Raw genomic sequence first — 17,674 nt, forward strand, 5'->3', positions numbered from 1 at the left:
TGCTTATCCCTCAAGGATATTAGAATATAAGATTTTTGATTTTATTAATGAATAGATATAAAAAAACATAACAAGAGACTTTCTTGTTATGTTTTGGTTAAATTATATTTTATAATTTTAGTTTGTCATTTTTTTTATTTCTCTATGGTTTGTTTTAGGTTCTTGAAGTAATACCATAGTAGATTCAGGAACATCTTCTTTTATCCAAACGGAAGATCCAATAATACAATCTTTTCCAATTGTTACATCTCCAAGAATTGTAGCATTAGAATAAATTGTAACATTATCTTCTAATGTTGGGTGACGTTTTGCTCCTTTAATAATATTACCAGATGAATCTTTTGGGAAACTTAAAGCTCCTAAAGTAACACCTTGATAAATCTTTGCATTATTCCCTATAACAGTTGTTTCTCCAATTACAACACCAGTACCGTGGTCAATAAAGAAATAGTCACCAATTTCTGCACCAGGGTGAATATCGATTCCTGTTTCTTTATGAGCCCATTCAGTTAACATTCTTGGAAGAATTGGAACTCCTGTTTTATGTAGATTATGAGCAACTCTATAAACAGTTAAAGCTTTTATATAAGGATAAGATAGAATAACCTCATGCAAATTGGTTGCTGCGGGGTCATTTTCTAATCCAGCTTCAGCATCTTGTTTTATTTTCTTTCTAATTGAAGGTAATTCTTCAAATAAATCTTTTAAAGCTGCATCTGTTTTAATTCTACTAGTTTTAGCATTTTCACATAAATCATCGCATTCATGATTATAAGATAAATATATTAAGTTAGACAAAGTCCATTTTACTGTATCAAGTTGATGAATAATTATATCTTGAAAGGATTGACCTGCTGCTCCTTCACATCTGCCAGGAAACATCAATTCTAGTAGATCATTTGCGCATTGTTCAACACAAACACTACTTGGGAGAGGTTTTAAGCCAATGAAGTTAGCACTTTGATTGGTTATACGATCAAAACTTTCTAAATAATTTTTGTAATTTGTATTCATTTATTATCTCCTAGTGCAAATATACAAAAAAAAATCTAAATAAACAATAAAACCGATGCATTGCATCGGTTAATAGTTAAATAATATTTTTAAATCTTATTCGGTTTCTTCTTCTTTGTTTATAAGTTGATGAATTCTGTCATAGAATTTTGTTGCTAAGAAAATAGAAACTAATAATTTTATTACATCGCCAACAATAAATGGAGTTAATCCTAGTGCAAATGCTTTTGACCAGTTAATACTAGTTGCGTATTTTAACCAAGGAATACCAACTAAATAAATTACTACTGTGGCTAATAATGCTGCAACAATGAAATAGGGAAGTTTTTTTTCTTTGTTTTTTCCTAAATCAGAAATAAAGCCTGCAACAATTGTGGCTAGTAACATTCCAAAAATATAACCACCTGTAGGTCCAATTAGTGCTCCAATTCCACCACCACTTGTAAAAATAGGTAATCCAATAGTTCCTAATACTAAATAAATAATAAAGGAATAAAATCCAATGCTAAGACCACCAAGTAAAGCCGCTAAAATTACAAACATTGTTTGTAATGTAATTGGTACTGGGGGTAATGGAATTCTTATAAAAGTTCCAACAATTATTAGCCCTGTAAATAAGGCTGTTATTAATGTTTTTCGAGTGTTCATGGTTTGAATATATCAAATAAAAATTCGATTGTAAACATATTTTTTAAAAAATAGTTAACAATTTTATTTAGAGTATAAATTGTTGATAAAATACAAAAATAAATATATTCTAAAAACAATTATGAGTTTAAAAAGTAAAGTATTAAATTATTTAGATATGAGTGATGATGAATTTGTTTCTGGACAACAATTAGCAGACGAATTCAATGTTAGTAGAACTGCAATTTGGAAAGCTATTTCAGAATTGAGAAAAGAAGGAGCCTTAATTGAGGCTGTAACTAACAAAGGTTATTCACTGTTAAGAGAATCAACAAAATTATCTCTTGAGAGTTTAAAAAAAGAACTCCCAAATTATGATATTCATTATCTAGAAGAGGTAGATTCAACTAATACCTATTTGAAAAGTATTGCTAAAGAAGATAGTGATAAAAAAACAGTTATTGTTGCTTCAAAGCAATTAAAAGGAAGAGGTAGAAGAGGTAGAGAATTTGTATCTCCAGATGGAGGGATTTATCTTAGTCTATTAATAAATTCAAAAGATAATAATGATAATAATTTACTAATTACTAGTATTGCTTCAGTTGCAATTTCTAGAGCTATCAAAAAAGTATGTAATGTTGATTCTCAAATAAAGTGGGTAAATGATATTTATATTGAGGATAGAAAAGTTTGTGGAATTTTAACAGAAGGTATTATTGATATGGAAGCTGGAAGAATTAGATCTATGGTTGTTGGCATTGGAATAAATTTTTCAACACCAATGGAACAATTCCCATCAGAAATAAGAGATATCGTAACAAGTATTTATAAAGATGAAGCCGCAATACCTAAAAAAGTTAATAGAAATATTTTAGTTAAAGAAGTAGTAAATGAAATTTATAAAATTTGGGAGGCTTTACCGGATAAAGACTTCTTAGATGAATATAGAGAAAAATCTAATGTTTTAGGACATAAAGTTTCAATCTATAATAAAGATAATTCTGTACAAACAGCCTATGCAAAAGCCATAAATGATAGAGCTCATTTGATTGTTGAATTAGAAAATGGGGATGAATTAGAATTAGGTACTGGAGAAGTTACATTAAGAGTAACAAAATAGATATTTTAATCTTGAATAGATATTATGATATTTGTATCATAAAGCGATTGAAAATTTTACAATAAGGAAAAATAGAATGTTACAAGAGATAAAAGAACAGTGGAAATCACTAATAGAAGAACAATTGGTAGCTTATTATAAAGAAATAAATAATGAAGAAATTACTTTAGCTCCATTAGCTATACAAGTTCCACCAAAACCAGAATTGGGAGATGTAGCTTTTCCTTTATTTGCATATGCAAAACAATTTAAAATGGCACCTGCAAAAATAGCTCAAACAATAAAAGAAAGAATTGAAAATTTATCTGATAGACCTTCTGGTGAAATGATTTTAGCTGGTCCATATTTGAATGTAAGATTAGATTTTTCTGCAATTATAAAAGGTTTAAAAGACAAAGTTGATTCAGAGAAAGAAAACTATGGTAATAGTAATCTCTTTAATAATAAAAAGGTTATGATTGAATTTAGTTGTCCAAATACTAATAAGCCACTTCATTTAGGTCATATGAGAAATGATAGTTTAGGTGAAAGTGTTTCAGCTATTTTAAAAGCAAATGGTGCTGATGTAAAAAAAGTAAACTTAATTAATAACCGTGGTGTTCATATTTGTAAGAGTATGCTTGCTTATAAAAAGTTTGGTAATGGCGAAACTCCAGAAAGTTCAAATATAAAAGGGGATCATTTAGTTGGTAAATATTATGTAAGATTTGCTCAATGGGAAAAAGAAGATCCAACTGCCGTTGATCAAGCAAAAGAAATGCTTGTTAAATGGGAAGAAGGGGATGCAGAAACTATTGCTCTTTGGGAAAAAATGAATGGTTGGACTCTTGATGGACTAGCTGAATCTTATGAAAAAACAGGAGTTAGCTTTGATAAGTACTATTATGAAAGTAACACTTATAAACTTGGTAAAGATAAAGTCTTAAAAGGTCTTGAAGATGGTGTTTTCTACAAAGCAGAAGATGGTTCAGTTTGGATAGACTTAGATGATATTAAACTTGATAAAAAAGTACTATTGAGAAAAGATGGAACTTCTCTTTACATGACTCAAGATATTGGTACTGCTATTGCAAGACATGAAGATTGGCCATTTGATTCTTTAATTTATGTTGTAGCAAGTGAGCAACAATATCACTTTAAAGTATTATTCCATATTTTAGATAAATTAGGTTATAGCTGGGCTAAAGATTTACATCACTTATCTTATGGTATGGTTAATCTACCAAACGGTAAAATGAAAAGTAGAGAAGGAACAGTTGTTGATGCTGATGATTTATTTGATAACCTAGCTGAATTAGCTAAGAAAGAAATTCAAGAAAAAGAAAGAGAAAATCTTGTAGATGGTCTTGATAAAACAGCTAACGCAATTGCTTTAGGCGCATTAAATTATTATTTATTACAAGTTGATCCAACAAAAGATATGACTTTTGATCCAGAAAAGAGTATTTCATTTAATGGTAATACTGGACCTTATTTACAATATATGGGAGCTAGAATTTCTTCTATGCTAAGAAAGTTCGATGAAGTAAAAGATGATTATAAAGATATTGAATTTGATGCTTCATTATTAAATTTAGAAGAAGAAAGAGAACTTGTTAAAATGATTGCTAACTTCCCAGAAGTTGTAAAAAAAGCAGGTGAAAACTTTAATCCTTCATTAATCTGTTCTCATTTATATGATATTTCTAAGATGTTTAGTAAATGGTATCATGATAATAAGATATTAATGGCTGATGATAAGAGTATAGTTGTTGCTAGAATTACTCTTTCAGAGATGGTATTACAAGTTATAAAGAATTCCTTTAATCTTGTTGGTATCAGTTATTTAGAATCTATGTAATTTTTAAAATATATTATTTAAACATTAAGGAAATGACTTTTAATTATTTAAGAGTCATTTCTTAGTTATAAGGGAAAAATATGAAAGTTGTTGTAAAAAGTGAAGATGTTAAACTAGATGATTTAGGCAAAGGTGTTAGCAGAAAAGTTCTCTCTCATAATTCTAATTTAATGATGGTTGAAGTTCATTTTGAAGAAGGGGCAGTAGGAGAATTACATTCTCATTATCACGAGCAATGTACTTATGTTGCTGAAGGTGAGTTTGAATTTACTATTGGAGATAAAAAAGAAATAGTAAAAAAAGGAGATTCAATTTATTTTGAATCTAATATCAAACATGGAAACATTTGCTTAAAAAAAGGTTATTTGGTTGATGTTTTTACACCAATGCGTGAAGATTTTTTAAAGAAATAGAATTAGTTTTCTTTTTTATATTCTTTAACAAATCTAGTTATAAATCTTTCCTCTTCCCAAATTAATTCACCATTATCTAAAAAAAGTTCATTTTTTAAATATTTTATAAAGGTAGAGGAAAAGCTTTCAATTGCTAAATCTAATTCATCTATATTTAATTTATTAGTTTCATTTAATACTTCTAGTACAATCTGTGTTTGAGAGATTATCATTGCATCAATAGATAAAGATATAGCTCTTGCTCTATTGTCAATAAACTTTTGCATTTCTACAATTCTATAAAAATTAAATAAAGTTCTGTTTGAGTAAATACTATGCCAATGATCAACAACATTCAGAAGAACATCTTCGGCTTCTCCTTCTAAAGAAAAATTAACTTTATTTTTTGCAGAAAGTTTTTTCCCATACAAATACATTTCATTAATTAATTCATCTTTGTTTTTAAAATGAGAAAATATAGTACTTTTGGTAATATTAATTTTCTTTGCTAAAAGGGATAAAGAGATATTATCTAATCCAATTTTAGAACCTTCATTAATAAAAGTTTTAATTAAATTTAAAGCCGTAGTATTTGTTTTCATAATTATATATTACCGACCAATCGGTAGTTAATCAACATGTAAATTCTTAATTATTAATATTTTATTTTAAAAAATACCTTGTTTTGATTTTTAATAATTGTTATAAACTAGATAGAAATTATAAAAAACAAGGATGTAGAAACATGTACGCACTCGTTGAAATTCTCGGAAAGCAGTACAAAGTTGTAGAAGGTGATACAGTTCAAGTTGATTTAGTTAACCAAGAAGCTGGATCTAAGCTAGAATACAACTCCGTTTTAGCCCTAGTTGGTGAAGACGGTGCTAAGTTTGGTACTCCTTATGTTGATGGTGCAAAAGTTGTTGCAACAGTTGTAGAAGACATTAAGGGTGATAAGATTAAAGTTTATAAGTTCCATCGTAGAAAAGGGTATCGCAGGACTCAAGGTCATCGTGAAAAATACTCATTGATTAAGATTGAACAAATCGCAAAATAAGGAGAAGAGAAATGGCACATAAGAAAGGTGGCGGCTCCTCTAAGAATGGTCGCGATTCTAATGCACAACGTTTAGGTGTTAAACGTTTTGGTGGTCAGCTTGTAACAGCTGGTGAAGTTTTAGTTCGTCAACATGGAACTAAGTTCCACCCTGGTGAAAACGTAGGTTGTGGTTCTGATTATACTCTATTTGCAAAAATTGATGGAAGAGTTAAATTTACTGAAAGAAAAAACAGAAAGTATATTACTATTGAAGCTGTAGATGGCGAAGTAGTTGTTAACGATTTCACAAACCGCAAATGTATTGCTAAGTAAATAAGAGTACAAAAACGGTAAAGGGTTTTTATGTTTGGATTTTCCGATGAAACCTATTTAGACGTTGCCTCTGGAAACGGGGGCAGCGGCTGTGTGTCTTTTAGACGTGAAAAATATGTTCAAAAAGGCGGTCCTGATGGCGGCGATGGCGGCCGTGGGGGCGATGTAGTATTTGTAGTAAAAAATAATATTAGAACATTAGCTCATTTAAAATTAAAAAGAGTTTATAAAGCTGAAAACGGAAGAAATGGTTCTTCTCAAAGATGTTTTGGTGCTGATGGTAAGGATGTTGAAATTCCTGTACCTCCTGGAACTGTAGTTAAAGATGCTCAAACTGGTGAAATTATTAAAGATTTAACTGGTGTAGATAGATGGGTATATTTAAAAGGTGGAAAGGGTGGTTTAGGTAACTGGCATTTTAGAACAGCTACAAGACAAGCTCCAAAATTTGCTCAACCAGGGGAACCTGGCGAATCACAAAGAATCGGTATTGAATTATTAGTTATTGCTGATATTGGATTTGTAGGTTATCCAAATGCTGGTAAATCATCACTATTAAATGCACTTACTAATGCTAGAAGTAAAGTTGCTGGTTATCCATTTACAACCAAAATACCACAACTAGGTATGATGCGTTATGGTGATAATGATTTAGTTCTTGCAGATATTCCAGGTATTATTGAAGGGGCCAGTGAAGGTCTCGGTATGGGATATAAGTTCTTAAGGCATATTAGTAGGACTACTGGTTTAGCTTATTTAATTGATTTATCTGATGATAGATATTTAACTGCATATGAAACTTTATACGATGAATTGAAATCTTATAGTGAAGAGTTAGTTGAAAAACCTAGTGTAATTATTGCAACTCATGTTGATGAAGCTGACGATGTAAGATTAAAAGAATTGAAAGAAAAATATAGCGATAAACAGGTAATTGGTTTATGCGTTTATTATGATATTGGTGTAGAAGAAGTAAAACAAGCTTTTATTAAAATGGTTAATGATAGCGAAAATGGTACAATCGAAGAAAGAAGTGAAGGCTCCAATGGAGGTTTTTCTACAACAGTCGATACTGAAGCTTATTATCCAGACTCTCTTGATGAGGAAGTCTAATGAAATATTCCGCTATGTTTGGAGGCAGCTTTGATCCTATTCATTTAGGACATTTGCACTTAATTCATAATGTATATCAAAAAACAAGGTACAAGAAATTAATTCTTGTGCCTTTATTTGCTAATAAATTTAAAGAAGGTTATAACACTATTGATTCTCTCGATAGAATTAATATGATAAATTTAGCTTTAGAAGATTATAAAAAAATATATCCTGAGGATAAAGATATTGAGATTATTTTAGATACCTGTGAAATTGATAGAGGTGGATATTCTTATACTTATGATACTGTAAGATATATATATGAAAATTATAATCTAACAAATAAATTAGGATTGTTAATGGGAGATGATTTAGTTCCTACATTAACAAAATGGTATAATTTTGATAAACTAAAAGAACTAGTGAAATTTATTATTTGTAATAGGAATAATGAAGAGCTAGAAATAGATAATTTAGATTATGAAATAGTGAATAATGTGATTTTTGAAGATGCCTCTTCAACAATTAGAACTTTTGTTAAAGAAAATAAAGATATTTCATCTTTAGTTTCTCCAGGAGTATATAAATATGTCAAATCTCATGAGCTGTACAGACGTTGATAAATATGTAAAAAGTAAAGTTAAACCAAAAAGATATTTGCATTGTGTTTCAGTTGCAGAAACTGCAATATATTTAAATTCAAGGTTTAATTGTGAATTAGATAATGATGATTGTTATAAATGTGGATTACTTCATGATGTAGCAAGAAACTGGGAAGCGGGAGATCTTTTACTATATACAAAAGAACATTCAATCGCTCTTGAGAAAGAAGAAGTCCATCATCCTGTTTTATTACATGCTCCAGTTGGAGCCTCTATCGTAGAAACTTTAGGTTTTGATGATTATGTAAAAGCAATAAGATGGCATACATTAGGTAGTAAAGATATGGGTCGTCTTGGTTTAATATTGTATTTAGCTGATTATCTAGAACCCAGAAGATCTTTTTTAACTGATGCTCAAAGAGTTGCATATAATAAAATGGAATCTTTAGAGATTATTTGTTTAAATGTTTTAAAACAAATGAAGCATCACTTTAAAGATAATGCATTATCATTTGCAACATCTACTAAAGGGCTTTATGATTACTTAAAGGAAGGTGGAACTTTTTGAAAAAATATCTAATTCTTTTAGTATTAATATTTGCTTTTATCTCATGTAGAGAAAATGACAATACTGATTATGTTTTATTAGCAGATGGATATATAGAGAATTATTTAATTGTATTGAATAATGATTCTTTGATATGTATTAAATACGACAATAGAGAAATAGATAGGCAAAAATTATCACAAATTTTAAATATAACTGCAAATATTGAATTTGAACTAGATGATAGTGTTAAAGAGCAGTTAATTGAAGATATAAAAAAATATGAAGAGGATGAGGCCTCATTAATTGAGGTTTTTGTTAATAATAAGAATCAAATAATAAATGATGTACAAAGTTTGTTAAATAATAATATAGATGCTGATTTATCAACTTTTTTTGATAAAATAGACAAACAAAATGTATATTATTTTGATGATATAGATACTATAAAAGATAGTGCAAGCTATTTAGCGATTTGGCTAGAACAGGTAAAAGATTTAGCCACAAGGAAGGATTTATGAAAGCTGAATTAAAAGATAAAACTGATGAAATTGTAAAATATTTAGATGATCAAAAATGTAGAGATATTAATATTATTGATGTTGAGGGCAGATGTTCTTGGGCAGATGTATTTGTAATTGCTACTGTTACTAGTGTTGGACATTTAAGAGGTGTCGCACATAATCTATGGAGTGTATTAAATGATTTAGGTCTTGAAGTAAACGATAGACATAAAACTCCAGCAGGAGATGGATGGGAACTTATTGATTGTAATTCCATAGTTATACATTTGATGAGTGAAGAGTTAAGAGATTTCTATTCTTTAGAAAAACTTTGGAAAGAATCTGAAAAATAATATTACAGCCTTTAGATTTAGTCTAAAGGTTTTTTTATATAGTTTTAATATATTGCGTAATAACTATATTTTTTGAATAAAAATATTTAAGATTTTGCAATATTATGTTTATTCGTGTATACTGAAAAAAAATTTTAGGAGAGTTTATATGAAAAAAACTTTTATTACTGTTCTAATGCTTGTTGCTTTATTAGGATTAGTAAGTTGTGCAACTTCTAAAGATGTTATTATTCAAGAATCTGTCGAGCCTACAAATACTATGTTAGACTCTTTACCTGATTGGATCTTAAATAATCCAAAATCAGCAGATATGTATTATGCCGTTGGTACAGCTAAGGCTGCAAATTTACAAACTTCAATTAAGAGAGCAGAAGCAGAAGGCAGAACTGCCATCTCCGAATGGATACAAACTAGTGTTAAAGAAGTTATTAAGACTTATGTAAATGATGCTGGTTCTGGAGATAATAGACAAAATATTGATGCTTTTGAGGCAATTTCAGTTCAAGTTTCTGAAAGTTGTTTACATGGGGTTACAAGAGAAAAATTATTCCAAGATGAAGATGGAACTGTTTATGTATTAATGGGGATTCCTCTAAGTAATGTTGAAAAAGCTTTTGAGCCTGCATCACAAGCCGTAGCAAATGTATATGAAGAAAACGAAGCTGCTGCAGCTGCAAATGATAAAATGGCAGAGGCTTTTGCTAAGCTATTAAATGGCGAAATTTAATTTATAAAAAATATTTATGAAAAGGTTATTAATAATTTTTTGCATAATAATCTTAACAACTAGTTGCGTTTCAACAGCGAATGAAGAAGTGCAACTAGTTAATAATAATTCAATTCAACATGATTTATCTTTGTTAAATTTGAGTAAATATAAAGATAATGTTTATGTTGGCGTTTCAAGTGTTTATAGTTCAAAAGAAAGAATGCTTGAAGTGGCTATAATGAATGTAGCAAAAAATATTTTAATAGATGAATATCTTGTTTTAAATAAAATAATAATAAGTGAGAATACCTCTGATTTAGGTTATACAAATTTTAAAAGTAATGAGTTATTTGCTTATCAAGATCAATATTTGCCTCAAATAATTAATTCTATAAAAATTCTAAAAATTTATTTTTCAAGTGAAGCTGGTTGTATTGTAATTGCAAAAGATACAAGAGTTAGTGGTAAGAAACGAATTTATGAAGTTGAATATGATGCTGATGGTATTCCAACGTGGGTTTATAATAGACCTGAAATTAAAGGGTATTTTGTAGGGGTCGGTTCAACTTTAGCTTATAGGTTGCTTGTTGATTCATTATATGCTGCTGATCATGAAGCAGTTTATGATATTTCTTCTCAATATGGGAATATAAAATCATATTTAAATAATTACTATGCATTAAAACAAACTGACTCTACTACTTTATCTATAGATGGAAAAGTTCATAAAGAACTTGCTATATTGGGCAATTTGAAGCATGTTGATTATTGGTATGATGAAAAGAATAATATGTTTTATAGTTTAATCATAATGAAAGATAGAGGGAGTGATTAATGAAAAAAATATTAATTATAGTATTATCGTTTTTAATGCTTATTAGTTGTGTAACAAAGTCTCCATATATAACAGAACATCCTGAGTTTACAGAAGATGGTGCCCCTTATTGGACAGTTTTAACTCCTTTAGATACTTGGAGATATTATGGTGTTGGAATGGGAAATCTATCTAATGCTATTAATAGTAAAATGAGAGCAGAAGCTCAAGCTAGAGATGAAATAGCAAGACAAGTATCAGTTTTAATTAATACAGCAGTTAAAAATTATACAAATGATGCGGGTTTTAGTAATAATACACAAGAATTATTAGCTTTTGAAAATATTTCACTTCAAGTTGTTAATACGACACTTAGAAATGTAATTATTGAAAATACATATCAAGATCCAGAAACAAAAGCTATTTGGGTATTAGCGTCTTTTGAGAAAAAATATTTAAAAGAGGCCTATAAAGCTGAAGCTGAAAATTTAAAAAGAAGTTTAGAAAAAAGGAAAATTGCTGCAATTGAAGATTTGGCTAAGAGCAAAGATATAAATGCTCAAGCAATAGAACAAATTAATTTATTAAATAATGATAATAAAACTCAACAATTAGAAGCTTTAGCTAAAGCCTATAAATTAATTCTAGATACAAAAAATAAAGAAATAGAAGATTTAGAAATACAAAGTTCAGCTGTGGATGTAAATAAAATGGTTGAAAATTTGACTAAAATATTAAAATAGATGGAGATTTATATATGAAAAGATTTAAATCAGTTTTATTAATAACTCTTGTGCTTGTTGTTTTAACATCTTGTGCTTCTTCAATGGGAGTAACAAGACTTGATGAAAGCTATAATGAAGATTTATCAGGCTATTGGAATGATACAGATATTAGATTAGTTAGTGAAACTTTAGTTAATCAATGTTTGTCATCCCCATGGATTTTAGATTATTTGATGGATAATTCAAATGTTAAGCCAACTGTTATTGTGGGAAATATTCAAAATAGATCTAGTGAACATATGGATACAACTATAATTAGTAAAAAATTTGAAATGGCATTAGTTAATTCAGGAAAAGTAAATACAGTTGCTGATTTTGAATTTAAGGATGATCTTAGAGCTGAAAAACTAGATCAACAGTATAATGCAAGTGTAGAAACAGCTGCTGAATTAGGTGAAGAAATAGGTGCTGATTTTATATTGCAAGGCAGTGTAAAATTTAATTTAGACCAAGTTTCAAATACTGCAATTAGAACATATTATGTGGATATGGAATTGATAAATATTGAAACTGCTCAAAAGGTTTGGTTAGGTCAAGAAACAGTAAAGAAGAAAGTTCAAAAGAATTATTATAGATTTTAATAATTCATATAGGGAGTAGTTGTGAAAAAAGTTGCTATATTATTGTTATTGAGTGCTATAATTATTTCGTGTTCTTCAACAAATAACAATTCAATCCCCAATTGGTTTGTCAATCAATATGATTCAACATATTCAGAAACAAATTTTATTGTGGCCGTTGGTTCTGGGACAAGTAAAGAAGAAGCTGAAGAAAATGCTAAAATCTCATTATCACAAATTTTTAATACTAGCATAAAAAATGCTTTAGTTACTTTTGATAATGATAATACATCGTCATTAAGTACTAGAGGTTATATTGATACAAGCGTTGATGATTTATTGGGTGTAAAATTAGTTAATACACAGTTAAATAATGATGGCATCTTTTTTGTAAGAATAGTTTTAGACAAAGCTTTAGCAAGTAACAAAATACGAGAGATAATAACTCCTAAAAGTAATGAGATTAATAATTTATTAGGTAACTCAAATAATAATAGCTATGTGTATTTGAAAAATTTAATTAGAGCAGAGAAAATAGCTTCTGAAAATCAAAAGTATTATGACCAATTATCTGTTTTACAAGATGCCACGGTATCTTCTCCTTTGATTGATGTTCAAAATAAGATTTATGAAGTAAAGAAAACCTTATCAATGGAATTAATTATAGATTCAGAAGATTTGAATACAAAAAGAGAATTACAAAAAGTTATTGAAACTATGCTTTTAAATAGTGGTATTTCAATAAAACCTTCAAAAGCAAAATTAAATGTTGAATATAAATATAGTTTTTCTGATGTTAAAGATAGTTTATATCAATGCAACTTTGATTTATATGTCCAATTAATTGATGATTCTAATTTAATTTTTTCAATAGATAAAGCTTCAAGAGGGATTGGGATAAGTGAAGAAACCGCTAAACAAAAGGCAATGATAAAAGCAACACAAATAATAGAAGGAGAGTTGTTTTAATGAAAAAGTTATTGCCAATAATGCTTGTTTCTTTATTATTTATTAGTTGTTCTACTTTTGTTGATATAACAGAAGCTCAAACTTCTTATTATCAAGGTGATTATGATAGAGCTTATAATTATTTAGCTTTGAATGCTAATCAAATAATGCAAAATCAAGGACAAATTGTTGGCAATTTAGATCAAGGGGTAGTCTCTCATGCTGCAAAAAATTATTTAGTTTCAAATATAAATTTATCAACTGCAGAAAAAGCTATTGAAGCTAATTTTACAAAAAGCGTTACAGCTAATATAGGCTCATATTTAATAAGTGAAAGCGTTAGGGATTACTCGAGTTCTTTTTATGAAGATATTTATACTAATATTTTCCAATCTTTAAATTATTATCATTTAAATAATATTGAGGATGCAATGGTTGAGGTTAGAAGAAGTTTAGAAAAATTGCAATTAAGAGAACAAAATTTACCTAAATTAAGGGCTGCTTTAGAATCTCAATTAGCAGACAATAACGCAAAAGATATAGATAATAAATTAAAAGCTTTTGATTCTTCATTTTATTCTTCAGCATTAAGTTATTATTTATCAAGTTTATTCTCTTTTGAATATGGAGATTATGATACTTTTAGAATATCTAGAGATAAAGGGGAGGCTACCTACAAATTATTAAATAAATATTATGAAGATGATTATTATCAAGCATTTAATACATTAAAAGATGCGGATAAAAATTCAACATTGATTAATTTTTTAGCTTTTACTGGCCTTTCCCCGATAAAGAAAACACATATAGATCGTAATGTTTTAGTTATTGATCAGTATGTTGATGATAATGGTATTTATCATCAACCTTATTACACAAATATTGTTTATTCTATCCCTGTAGTTAGAGGTACGACTGTTTCATCAATTGAAGTTATAATCAATGGAAGAAAATATAATTTGCAACCTTTTGAAAATTTGGGCCTTATCGCGTATGAAGCGTTAGAACAAACTTGTAGTTCAGAATATGTCAGAGCATATATAAGAGCAGTATCTAGAGAGATTGCAAAAGCAACAGCTGATGCTTACACTCGTAAAGAAGGGGATACTATTGTAAAAAGTTCTATGTTTAGTGATATTTTTACCATATTTTCTTATATAGCTGAAGGTAGTGGAGATTTAAGAGTATCTCATTTTTTCCCATCAATGTCTTGGATAGGTTCTTTTGAAATAGCCCCAGGTATATATGATATAGAAGTTAATTATTTAAATTCAAATGGGTATGCTATTTATAAAGAAAAATTTAAGGATTATAAAATAAGTAAAGGTAAAGCTAATTTATTAGAAGTAATAAGTGCTAAATAAAGAAAGGTGACTACCTAAAAGATAGTCACCAAAAATAATATAATGATATATATTATTAAACGTTCAATAATTCTTCGTCTGCACTAAATTCTTTGTTTTTGATGTTTCTAAAGATTTCAACAAGTTTATCTACGGTGAGTTTTTTCTTTTCATCGCCTTTTACATCGAGAATGATTTCACCTTCGTCCATCATAATTAATCTAGTACCAAATTCAATTGCAAATTTCATATTGTGAGTAATCATCATTGCAGTTAAATTCTTTTCTACAATATATCTTTGAGTTAAATCCATTACGATATCAGCATTTCTTGGATCAAGAGCAGCTGTATGTTCGTCTAATAAAATTAGTTTTGGATTACTCATAACAGTCATTAGTAAAGTTAGAGCTTGTCTTTGTCCCCCAGATAATAAGCCAACATTATCTTTGAGTCTATTTTCTAACCCAATTGGTTCTAATAATTTACTGAATACTTTGCGTTTTTCATTATTTAAGCTTATTTTCAATCCTTTCATACCTTTGGTGGAAGCTGTAATCATATTGTCTTCAATACTCATATTTGCAGCTGTTCCCATGGTTGGATCTTGGAAAATTCTTCCTATATATTTAGCTCTTCTGTATTCTGGGGTCTTTGTAATATTTTTTTCATTAAATCTAATCTCACCATTAGTTAATGGATAAGTACCACTAATTAAATTGAAAAGAGTAGATTTGCCTGAACCATTAGATCCAATAATACAAACTATTTCGCCTTCTTCTATATTTAAATCAACGCCATTAATTGCAACTTTTTCATTTACAGTTCCTGGGTAAAAAACTTTTGTTAAATTTTCTAGCTTAATCATTAGTCTTTTCTCCTTTTTTTGCAGTGCGTTGAATAGCACTCTTTTTTGCTGCTCTATTGCTAGCATTAGTTCTGCTCTTGGCAACCCATAGAGAAACAATTACTAATACACCAGTTAAGAGTTTAAAATCGTTTGGAGTAATATGAATTAAATAACCATATTTTCTTCCGAAGAACATTAGTGTTTTATAAATAATAGCACCTAAAACTGCTCTTAATGTTATTAAAGAAATTCTATTACTGCTGAATAAGAATTCACCAATCATAATAGCTGCAAGGCCTTGAACAACCATACCTTGTCCTAAGTTTGCATCTGCGAATCCTTGGTATTGAGCTAAAAGCCCACCTGATAATGCGATTAAACCATTTGATACGCCAATACCTAATAGTTTTAAATAATCTGGATTCATTCCTTGAGAAATGACCATTTGTTCATTTCCCCCTAAAGCACCAACTGCTAATCCTAAATCTGTTCTAAAAAATACATCAACTAATACTTTTACAATTAATACAACAAACAACGTGCCAATTAATACAGCAATGGATGGGTTAATTGAACCAAATCTCTCTGGGAGTAAAGTGTAGAAAGTATCAATTCTCAATAATGGTACATTAGCTTTATTTCCTAAAATTCTTAAGTTTATAGAATATAGCATGGTCATAGTTAAAATACCTGCTAATAATCCTGGAATTTTAAATTTATTATGAATTGTAGCTGTAACCATCCCAGCAAGGGTACCTGCGAGGAAGGCTAGAATTAATGCAAAAAAAATGCTACCACCATTAATGATATGCATAGTTGCAACTGCAGCCCCTGTAGCAACAGAACCATCACAAGTTAAATCTGCAAAATCTAAAACTCTAAAGGAAATAAGAATCCCAATAACCATAATGGAAAATATCAATCCATCGACAAAAATCCCTTCTATCATAAAACACCTCTATCTAAGAACAATGACAGGATGCCACACCATGGCGGGCATCCTAAGAAAAATAATAAAAGATAAATAAAAAATATTTATTCTTTGCTAGTTTTAACACCATCTTGGATGATAACTGCAGCAGAATCTAGTAATTCGTCACTGATTGTAACGCCTAGTTTCTTAGCAACATCAAGATTGAACCAAAGTTCAAAATCAGATGGATTTGTGAGGTATACTGAACCAATTTCAGATGGAGCAGTTCCATTTAAACAAGATTCAATTACCTTACCAGTTTGTATTCCTAGATTATAATAGTTAAATCCCCAAGAAACAAGACAATTTAATTCTCCTGTACTTGTTGGGTCAGCACTTAAATAAGGTTTATTTGCTTTTGTACAAACATCATCAATACTTGCAACAGCAGAAATAACAGTGTTATCAGTTGCTACATAGATAGCATCAACTCTATCAATGATTGATTGAGCAGCCATTTTAACTTCACTTGTATTTGATACAGCAGCACTAACAAATTCAATACCTAAATCTTCACATGCTTCTTTAGCCATTTCCATAAGTACAACGCCGTTTGCTTCACCACTTGCATAAACATTACCAATTGTTTTTGCACCAGTTAAATCAACTAATAATTTAATCTGAGCTGAAACAGGGTTTAAGTCAGAAACACCACAAATGTTTCCACCTTCTAATGAAGCGCTTACTGGGTCAGTTACTGCAGCGAATACAACAGGAATATCTGTAAATACGTTTGCAAGAGATTGAGCAGAAGGAGTAGCAATACCTAATACTACATCACAATTTTCACTTTTTAATTGCTGTGCTATTGAAGCAGCAGTAGAGATATCTCCGTTCGCATTTTGGAAATTATATTCAACTTCTAAGTCAGTTGTTGCTAGATAGTCTTGAACACCTTGTTCAACAGCATCTAATGCTGGGTGTGGTAATAATTTTGAAACGCCAATTTTCTTAACATTTGAATTAGTTACCTGTTCTTGACTTCCTTGAGCAAAAATACTCGAAGAAACTAAGCCTAAAATTAATAATAATGATATTATTTTGCGATTTTTCATACCTTTCTCTCCTACGATTATGAGTGCTAATATACAACATTAATCGTACTTTGTAAATTGAAATATGCAAAAAATGTAAAAATATTCAAACAATATGCAATATAACTTGAATTGCTTTTATGTAAGAGTGTTAATGAATTGTGAAGGGGAAAATAAAAAAGGCCCTAAGGCCTTTT

Annotated in this window: 22 protein-coding genes; 16 read left to right on the forward strand and 6 right to left on the reverse strand. The window is 29.2% G+C overall.

Going from position 1 to position 17,674, the window contains the following annotated elements:
* Positions 1 to 117: 117 nt before the first annotated feature.
* Together epsC and ACZ5RS_RS05825 are read right to left on the reverse strand one after the other, a co-directional pair.
* Positions 118 to 1,014, reverse strand: coding sequence for a serine O-acetyltransferase EpsC (gene epsC, locus ACZ5RS_RS05820; RefSeq protein WP_464638334.1), 897 nt, complete (start codon positions 1,012 to 1,014; stop codon positions 118 to 120).
* A 96-nt stretch (positions 1,015 to 1,110) separates the two neighbouring features.
* Positions 1,111 to 1,662, reverse strand: a complete 552-nt coding sequence (locus ACZ5RS_RS05825; protein WP_464638336.1) for a biotin transporter BioY — start codon at positions 1,660 to 1,662, stop codon at positions 1,111 to 1,113.
* 121 nt (positions 1,663 to 1,783) lie between these two features.
* Between ACZ5RS_RS05825 and ACZ5RS_RS05830 the strand changes: the two genes are divergently transcribed.
* The 3 genes from ACZ5RS_RS05830 (at position 1,784) to ACZ5RS_RS05840 (ending at position 5,014) form a co-directional block, all read left to right on the forward strand.
* Positions 1,784 to 2,761: a biotin--[acetyl-CoA-carboxylase] ligase gene (locus ACZ5RS_RS05830; RefSeq protein ID WP_464638337.1), complete on the forward strand. Its 978-nt coding sequence runs from the start codon at positions 1,784 to 1,786 to the stop codon at positions 2,759 to 2,761.
* A gap of 76 nt (positions 2,762 to 2,837) precedes the next feature.
* Positions 2,838 to 4,601 carry an arginine--tRNA ligase gene (gene argS / locus ACZ5RS_RS05835; protein WP_464638339.1) on the forward strand — a complete coding sequence of 588 codons (1,764 nt, stop codon included), beginning with the start codon at positions 2,838 to 2,840 and terminating at the stop codon, positions 4,599 to 4,601.
* An 80-nt stretch (positions 4,602 to 4,681) separates the two neighbouring features.
* Positions 4,682 to 5,014: a cupin domain-containing protein gene (locus ACZ5RS_RS05840; protein WP_464638340.1), complete on the forward strand. Its 333-nt coding sequence runs from the start codon at positions 4,682 to 4,684 to the stop codon at positions 5,012 to 5,014.
* Between the two features lie 2 nt (positions 5,015 to 5,016).
* Here ACZ5RS_RS05840 and ACZ5RS_RS05845 read toward each other — a convergent pair whose 3' ends face one another.
* Entirely contained in the window at positions 5,017 to 5,595 is a 579-nt protein-coding gene (locus tag ACZ5RS_RS05845) for a TetR/AcrR family transcriptional regulator (protein ID WP_464638342.1), read from the reverse strand.
* A 143-nt stretch (positions 5,596 to 5,738) separates the two neighbouring features.
* On the opposite strand from ACZ5RS_RS05845, the gene rplU reads away from it, so the two are divergent.
* The 13 genes from rplU to ACZ5RS_RS05910 all read left to right on the forward strand — a co-directional run bounded on the left by rplU (position 5,739) and on the right by ACZ5RS_RS05910 (position 14,644).
* Positions 5,739 to 6,050 (forward strand): 50S ribosomal protein L21, encoded by a 312-nt coding sequence (rplU, locus tag ACZ5RS_RS05850; RefSeq protein WP_464638343.1) that lies wholly within the window; start codon positions 5,739 to 5,741, stop codon positions 6,048 to 6,050.
* Between the two features lie 11 nt (positions 6,051 to 6,061).
* Entirely contained in the window at positions 6,062 to 6,364 is a 303-nt protein-coding gene (gene rpmA, locus ACZ5RS_RS05855; protein ID WP_464638349.1) for a 50S ribosomal protein L27, read from the forward strand.
* Positions 6,365 to 6,394: 30 nt separating this feature from the next.
* Positions 6,395 to 7,477, forward strand: coding sequence for a GTPase ObgE (gene obgE / locus ACZ5RS_RS05860; protein ID WP_464638354.1), 1,083 nt, complete (start codon positions 6,395 to 6,397; stop codon positions 7,475 to 7,477).
* On the forward strand, positions 7,477 to 8,079 hold the full coding sequence (gene nadD / locus ACZ5RS_RS05865; protein ID WP_464638356.1) for a nicotinate (nicotinamide) nucleotide adenylyltransferase: 603 nt from the start codon (positions 7,477 to 7,479) through the stop codon (positions 8,077 to 8,079). Before obgE ends, nadD begins: the two co-directional genes overlap by 1 nt.
* A complete protein-coding gene (gene yqeK, locus ACZ5RS_RS05870) occupies positions 8,048 to 8,629 on the forward strand; it encodes a bis(5'-nucleosyl)-tetraphosphatase (symmetrical) YqeK (RefSeq protein WP_464638357.1) in 582 nt (193 codons plus the stop codon). Before nadD ends, yqeK begins: the two co-directional genes overlap by 32 nt.
* On the forward strand, positions 8,626 to 9,129 hold the full coding sequence (locus ACZ5RS_RS05875; RefSeq protein WP_464638359.1) for a hypothetical protein: 504 nt from the start codon (positions 8,626 to 8,628) through the stop codon (positions 9,127 to 9,129). Before yqeK ends, ACZ5RS_RS05875 begins: the two co-directional genes overlap by 4 nt.
* Positions 9,126 to 9,464, forward strand: a complete 339-nt coding sequence (gene rsfS / locus ACZ5RS_RS05880) for a ribosome silencing factor (RefSeq protein ID WP_464638360.1) — start codon at positions 9,126 to 9,128, stop codon at positions 9,462 to 9,464. Before ACZ5RS_RS05875 ends, rsfS begins: the two co-directional genes overlap by 4 nt.
* Before the next feature lie 148 nt (positions 9,465 to 9,612).
* A complete protein-coding gene (locus ACZ5RS_RS05885; RefSeq protein WP_464638362.1) occupies positions 9,613 to 10,191 on the forward strand; it encodes a hypothetical protein in 579 nt (192 codons plus the stop codon).
* A gap of 16 nt (positions 10,192 to 10,207) precedes the next feature.
* A complete protein-coding gene (locus tag ACZ5RS_RS05890; RefSeq protein WP_464638364.1) occupies positions 10,208 to 11,008 on the forward strand; it encodes a hypothetical protein in 801 nt (266 codons plus the stop codon).
* Positions 11,008 to 11,730 (forward strand): hypothetical protein, encoded by a 723-nt coding sequence (locus tag ACZ5RS_RS05895; RefSeq protein WP_464638365.1) that lies wholly within the window; start codon positions 11,008 to 11,010, stop codon positions 11,728 to 11,730. Before ACZ5RS_RS05890 ends, ACZ5RS_RS05895 begins: the two co-directional genes overlap by 1 nt.
* Positions 11,731 to 11,744: 14 nt before the next feature.
* Positions 11,745 to 12,353, forward strand: coding sequence for a penicillin-binding protein activator LpoB (locus ACZ5RS_RS05900; protein WP_464638367.1), 609 nt, complete (start codon positions 11,745 to 11,747; stop codon positions 12,351 to 12,353).
* 21 nt (positions 12,354 to 12,374) lie between these two features.
* Positions 12,375 to 13,301, forward strand: coding sequence for an LPP20 family lipoprotein (locus tag ACZ5RS_RS05905; protein ID WP_464638368.1), 927 nt, complete (start codon positions 12,375 to 12,377; stop codon positions 13,299 to 13,301).
* The gene (locus tag ACZ5RS_RS05910; RefSeq protein WP_464638370.1) at positions 13,301 to 14,644 is read left to right on the forward strand and encodes a COG3014 family protein; all 1,344 of its coding nucleotides are present in this window, start codon (positions 13,301 to 13,303) and stop codon (positions 14,642 to 14,644) included. Before ACZ5RS_RS05905 ends, ACZ5RS_RS05910 begins: the two co-directional genes overlap by 1 nt.
* 55 nt (positions 14,645 to 14,699) lie before the next feature.
* Here the strand turns inward: ACZ5RS_RS05910 and ACZ5RS_RS05915 are convergent, their stop codons facing one another.
* From ACZ5RS_RS05915 to ACZ5RS_RS05925, 3 genes are all read right to left on the reverse strand, one after another.
* The gene (locus ACZ5RS_RS05915) at positions 14,700 to 15,488 is read right to left on the reverse strand and encodes an ABC transporter ATP-binding protein (protein ID WP_464638371.1); all 789 of its coding nucleotides are present in this window, start codon (positions 15,486 to 15,488) and stop codon (positions 14,700 to 14,702) included.
* Positions 15,481 to 16,419: an ABC transporter permease gene (locus ACZ5RS_RS05920; protein WP_464638373.1), complete on the reverse strand. Its 939-nt coding sequence runs from the start codon at positions 16,417 to 16,419 to the stop codon at positions 15,481 to 15,483. Before ACZ5RS_RS05920 ends, ACZ5RS_RS05915 begins: the two co-directional genes overlap by 8 nt.
* A gap of 86 nt (positions 16,420 to 16,505) precedes the next feature.
* Positions 16,506 to 17,498, reverse strand: a complete 993-nt coding sequence (locus ACZ5RS_RS05925) for an ABC transporter substrate-binding protein (RefSeq protein WP_464638374.1) — start codon at positions 17,496 to 17,498, stop codon at positions 16,506 to 16,508.
* Positions 17,499 to 17,674 lie beyond the last annotated feature (176 nt).

It is taken from the genome of Pleomorphochaeta caudata, assembly GCF_055395745.1.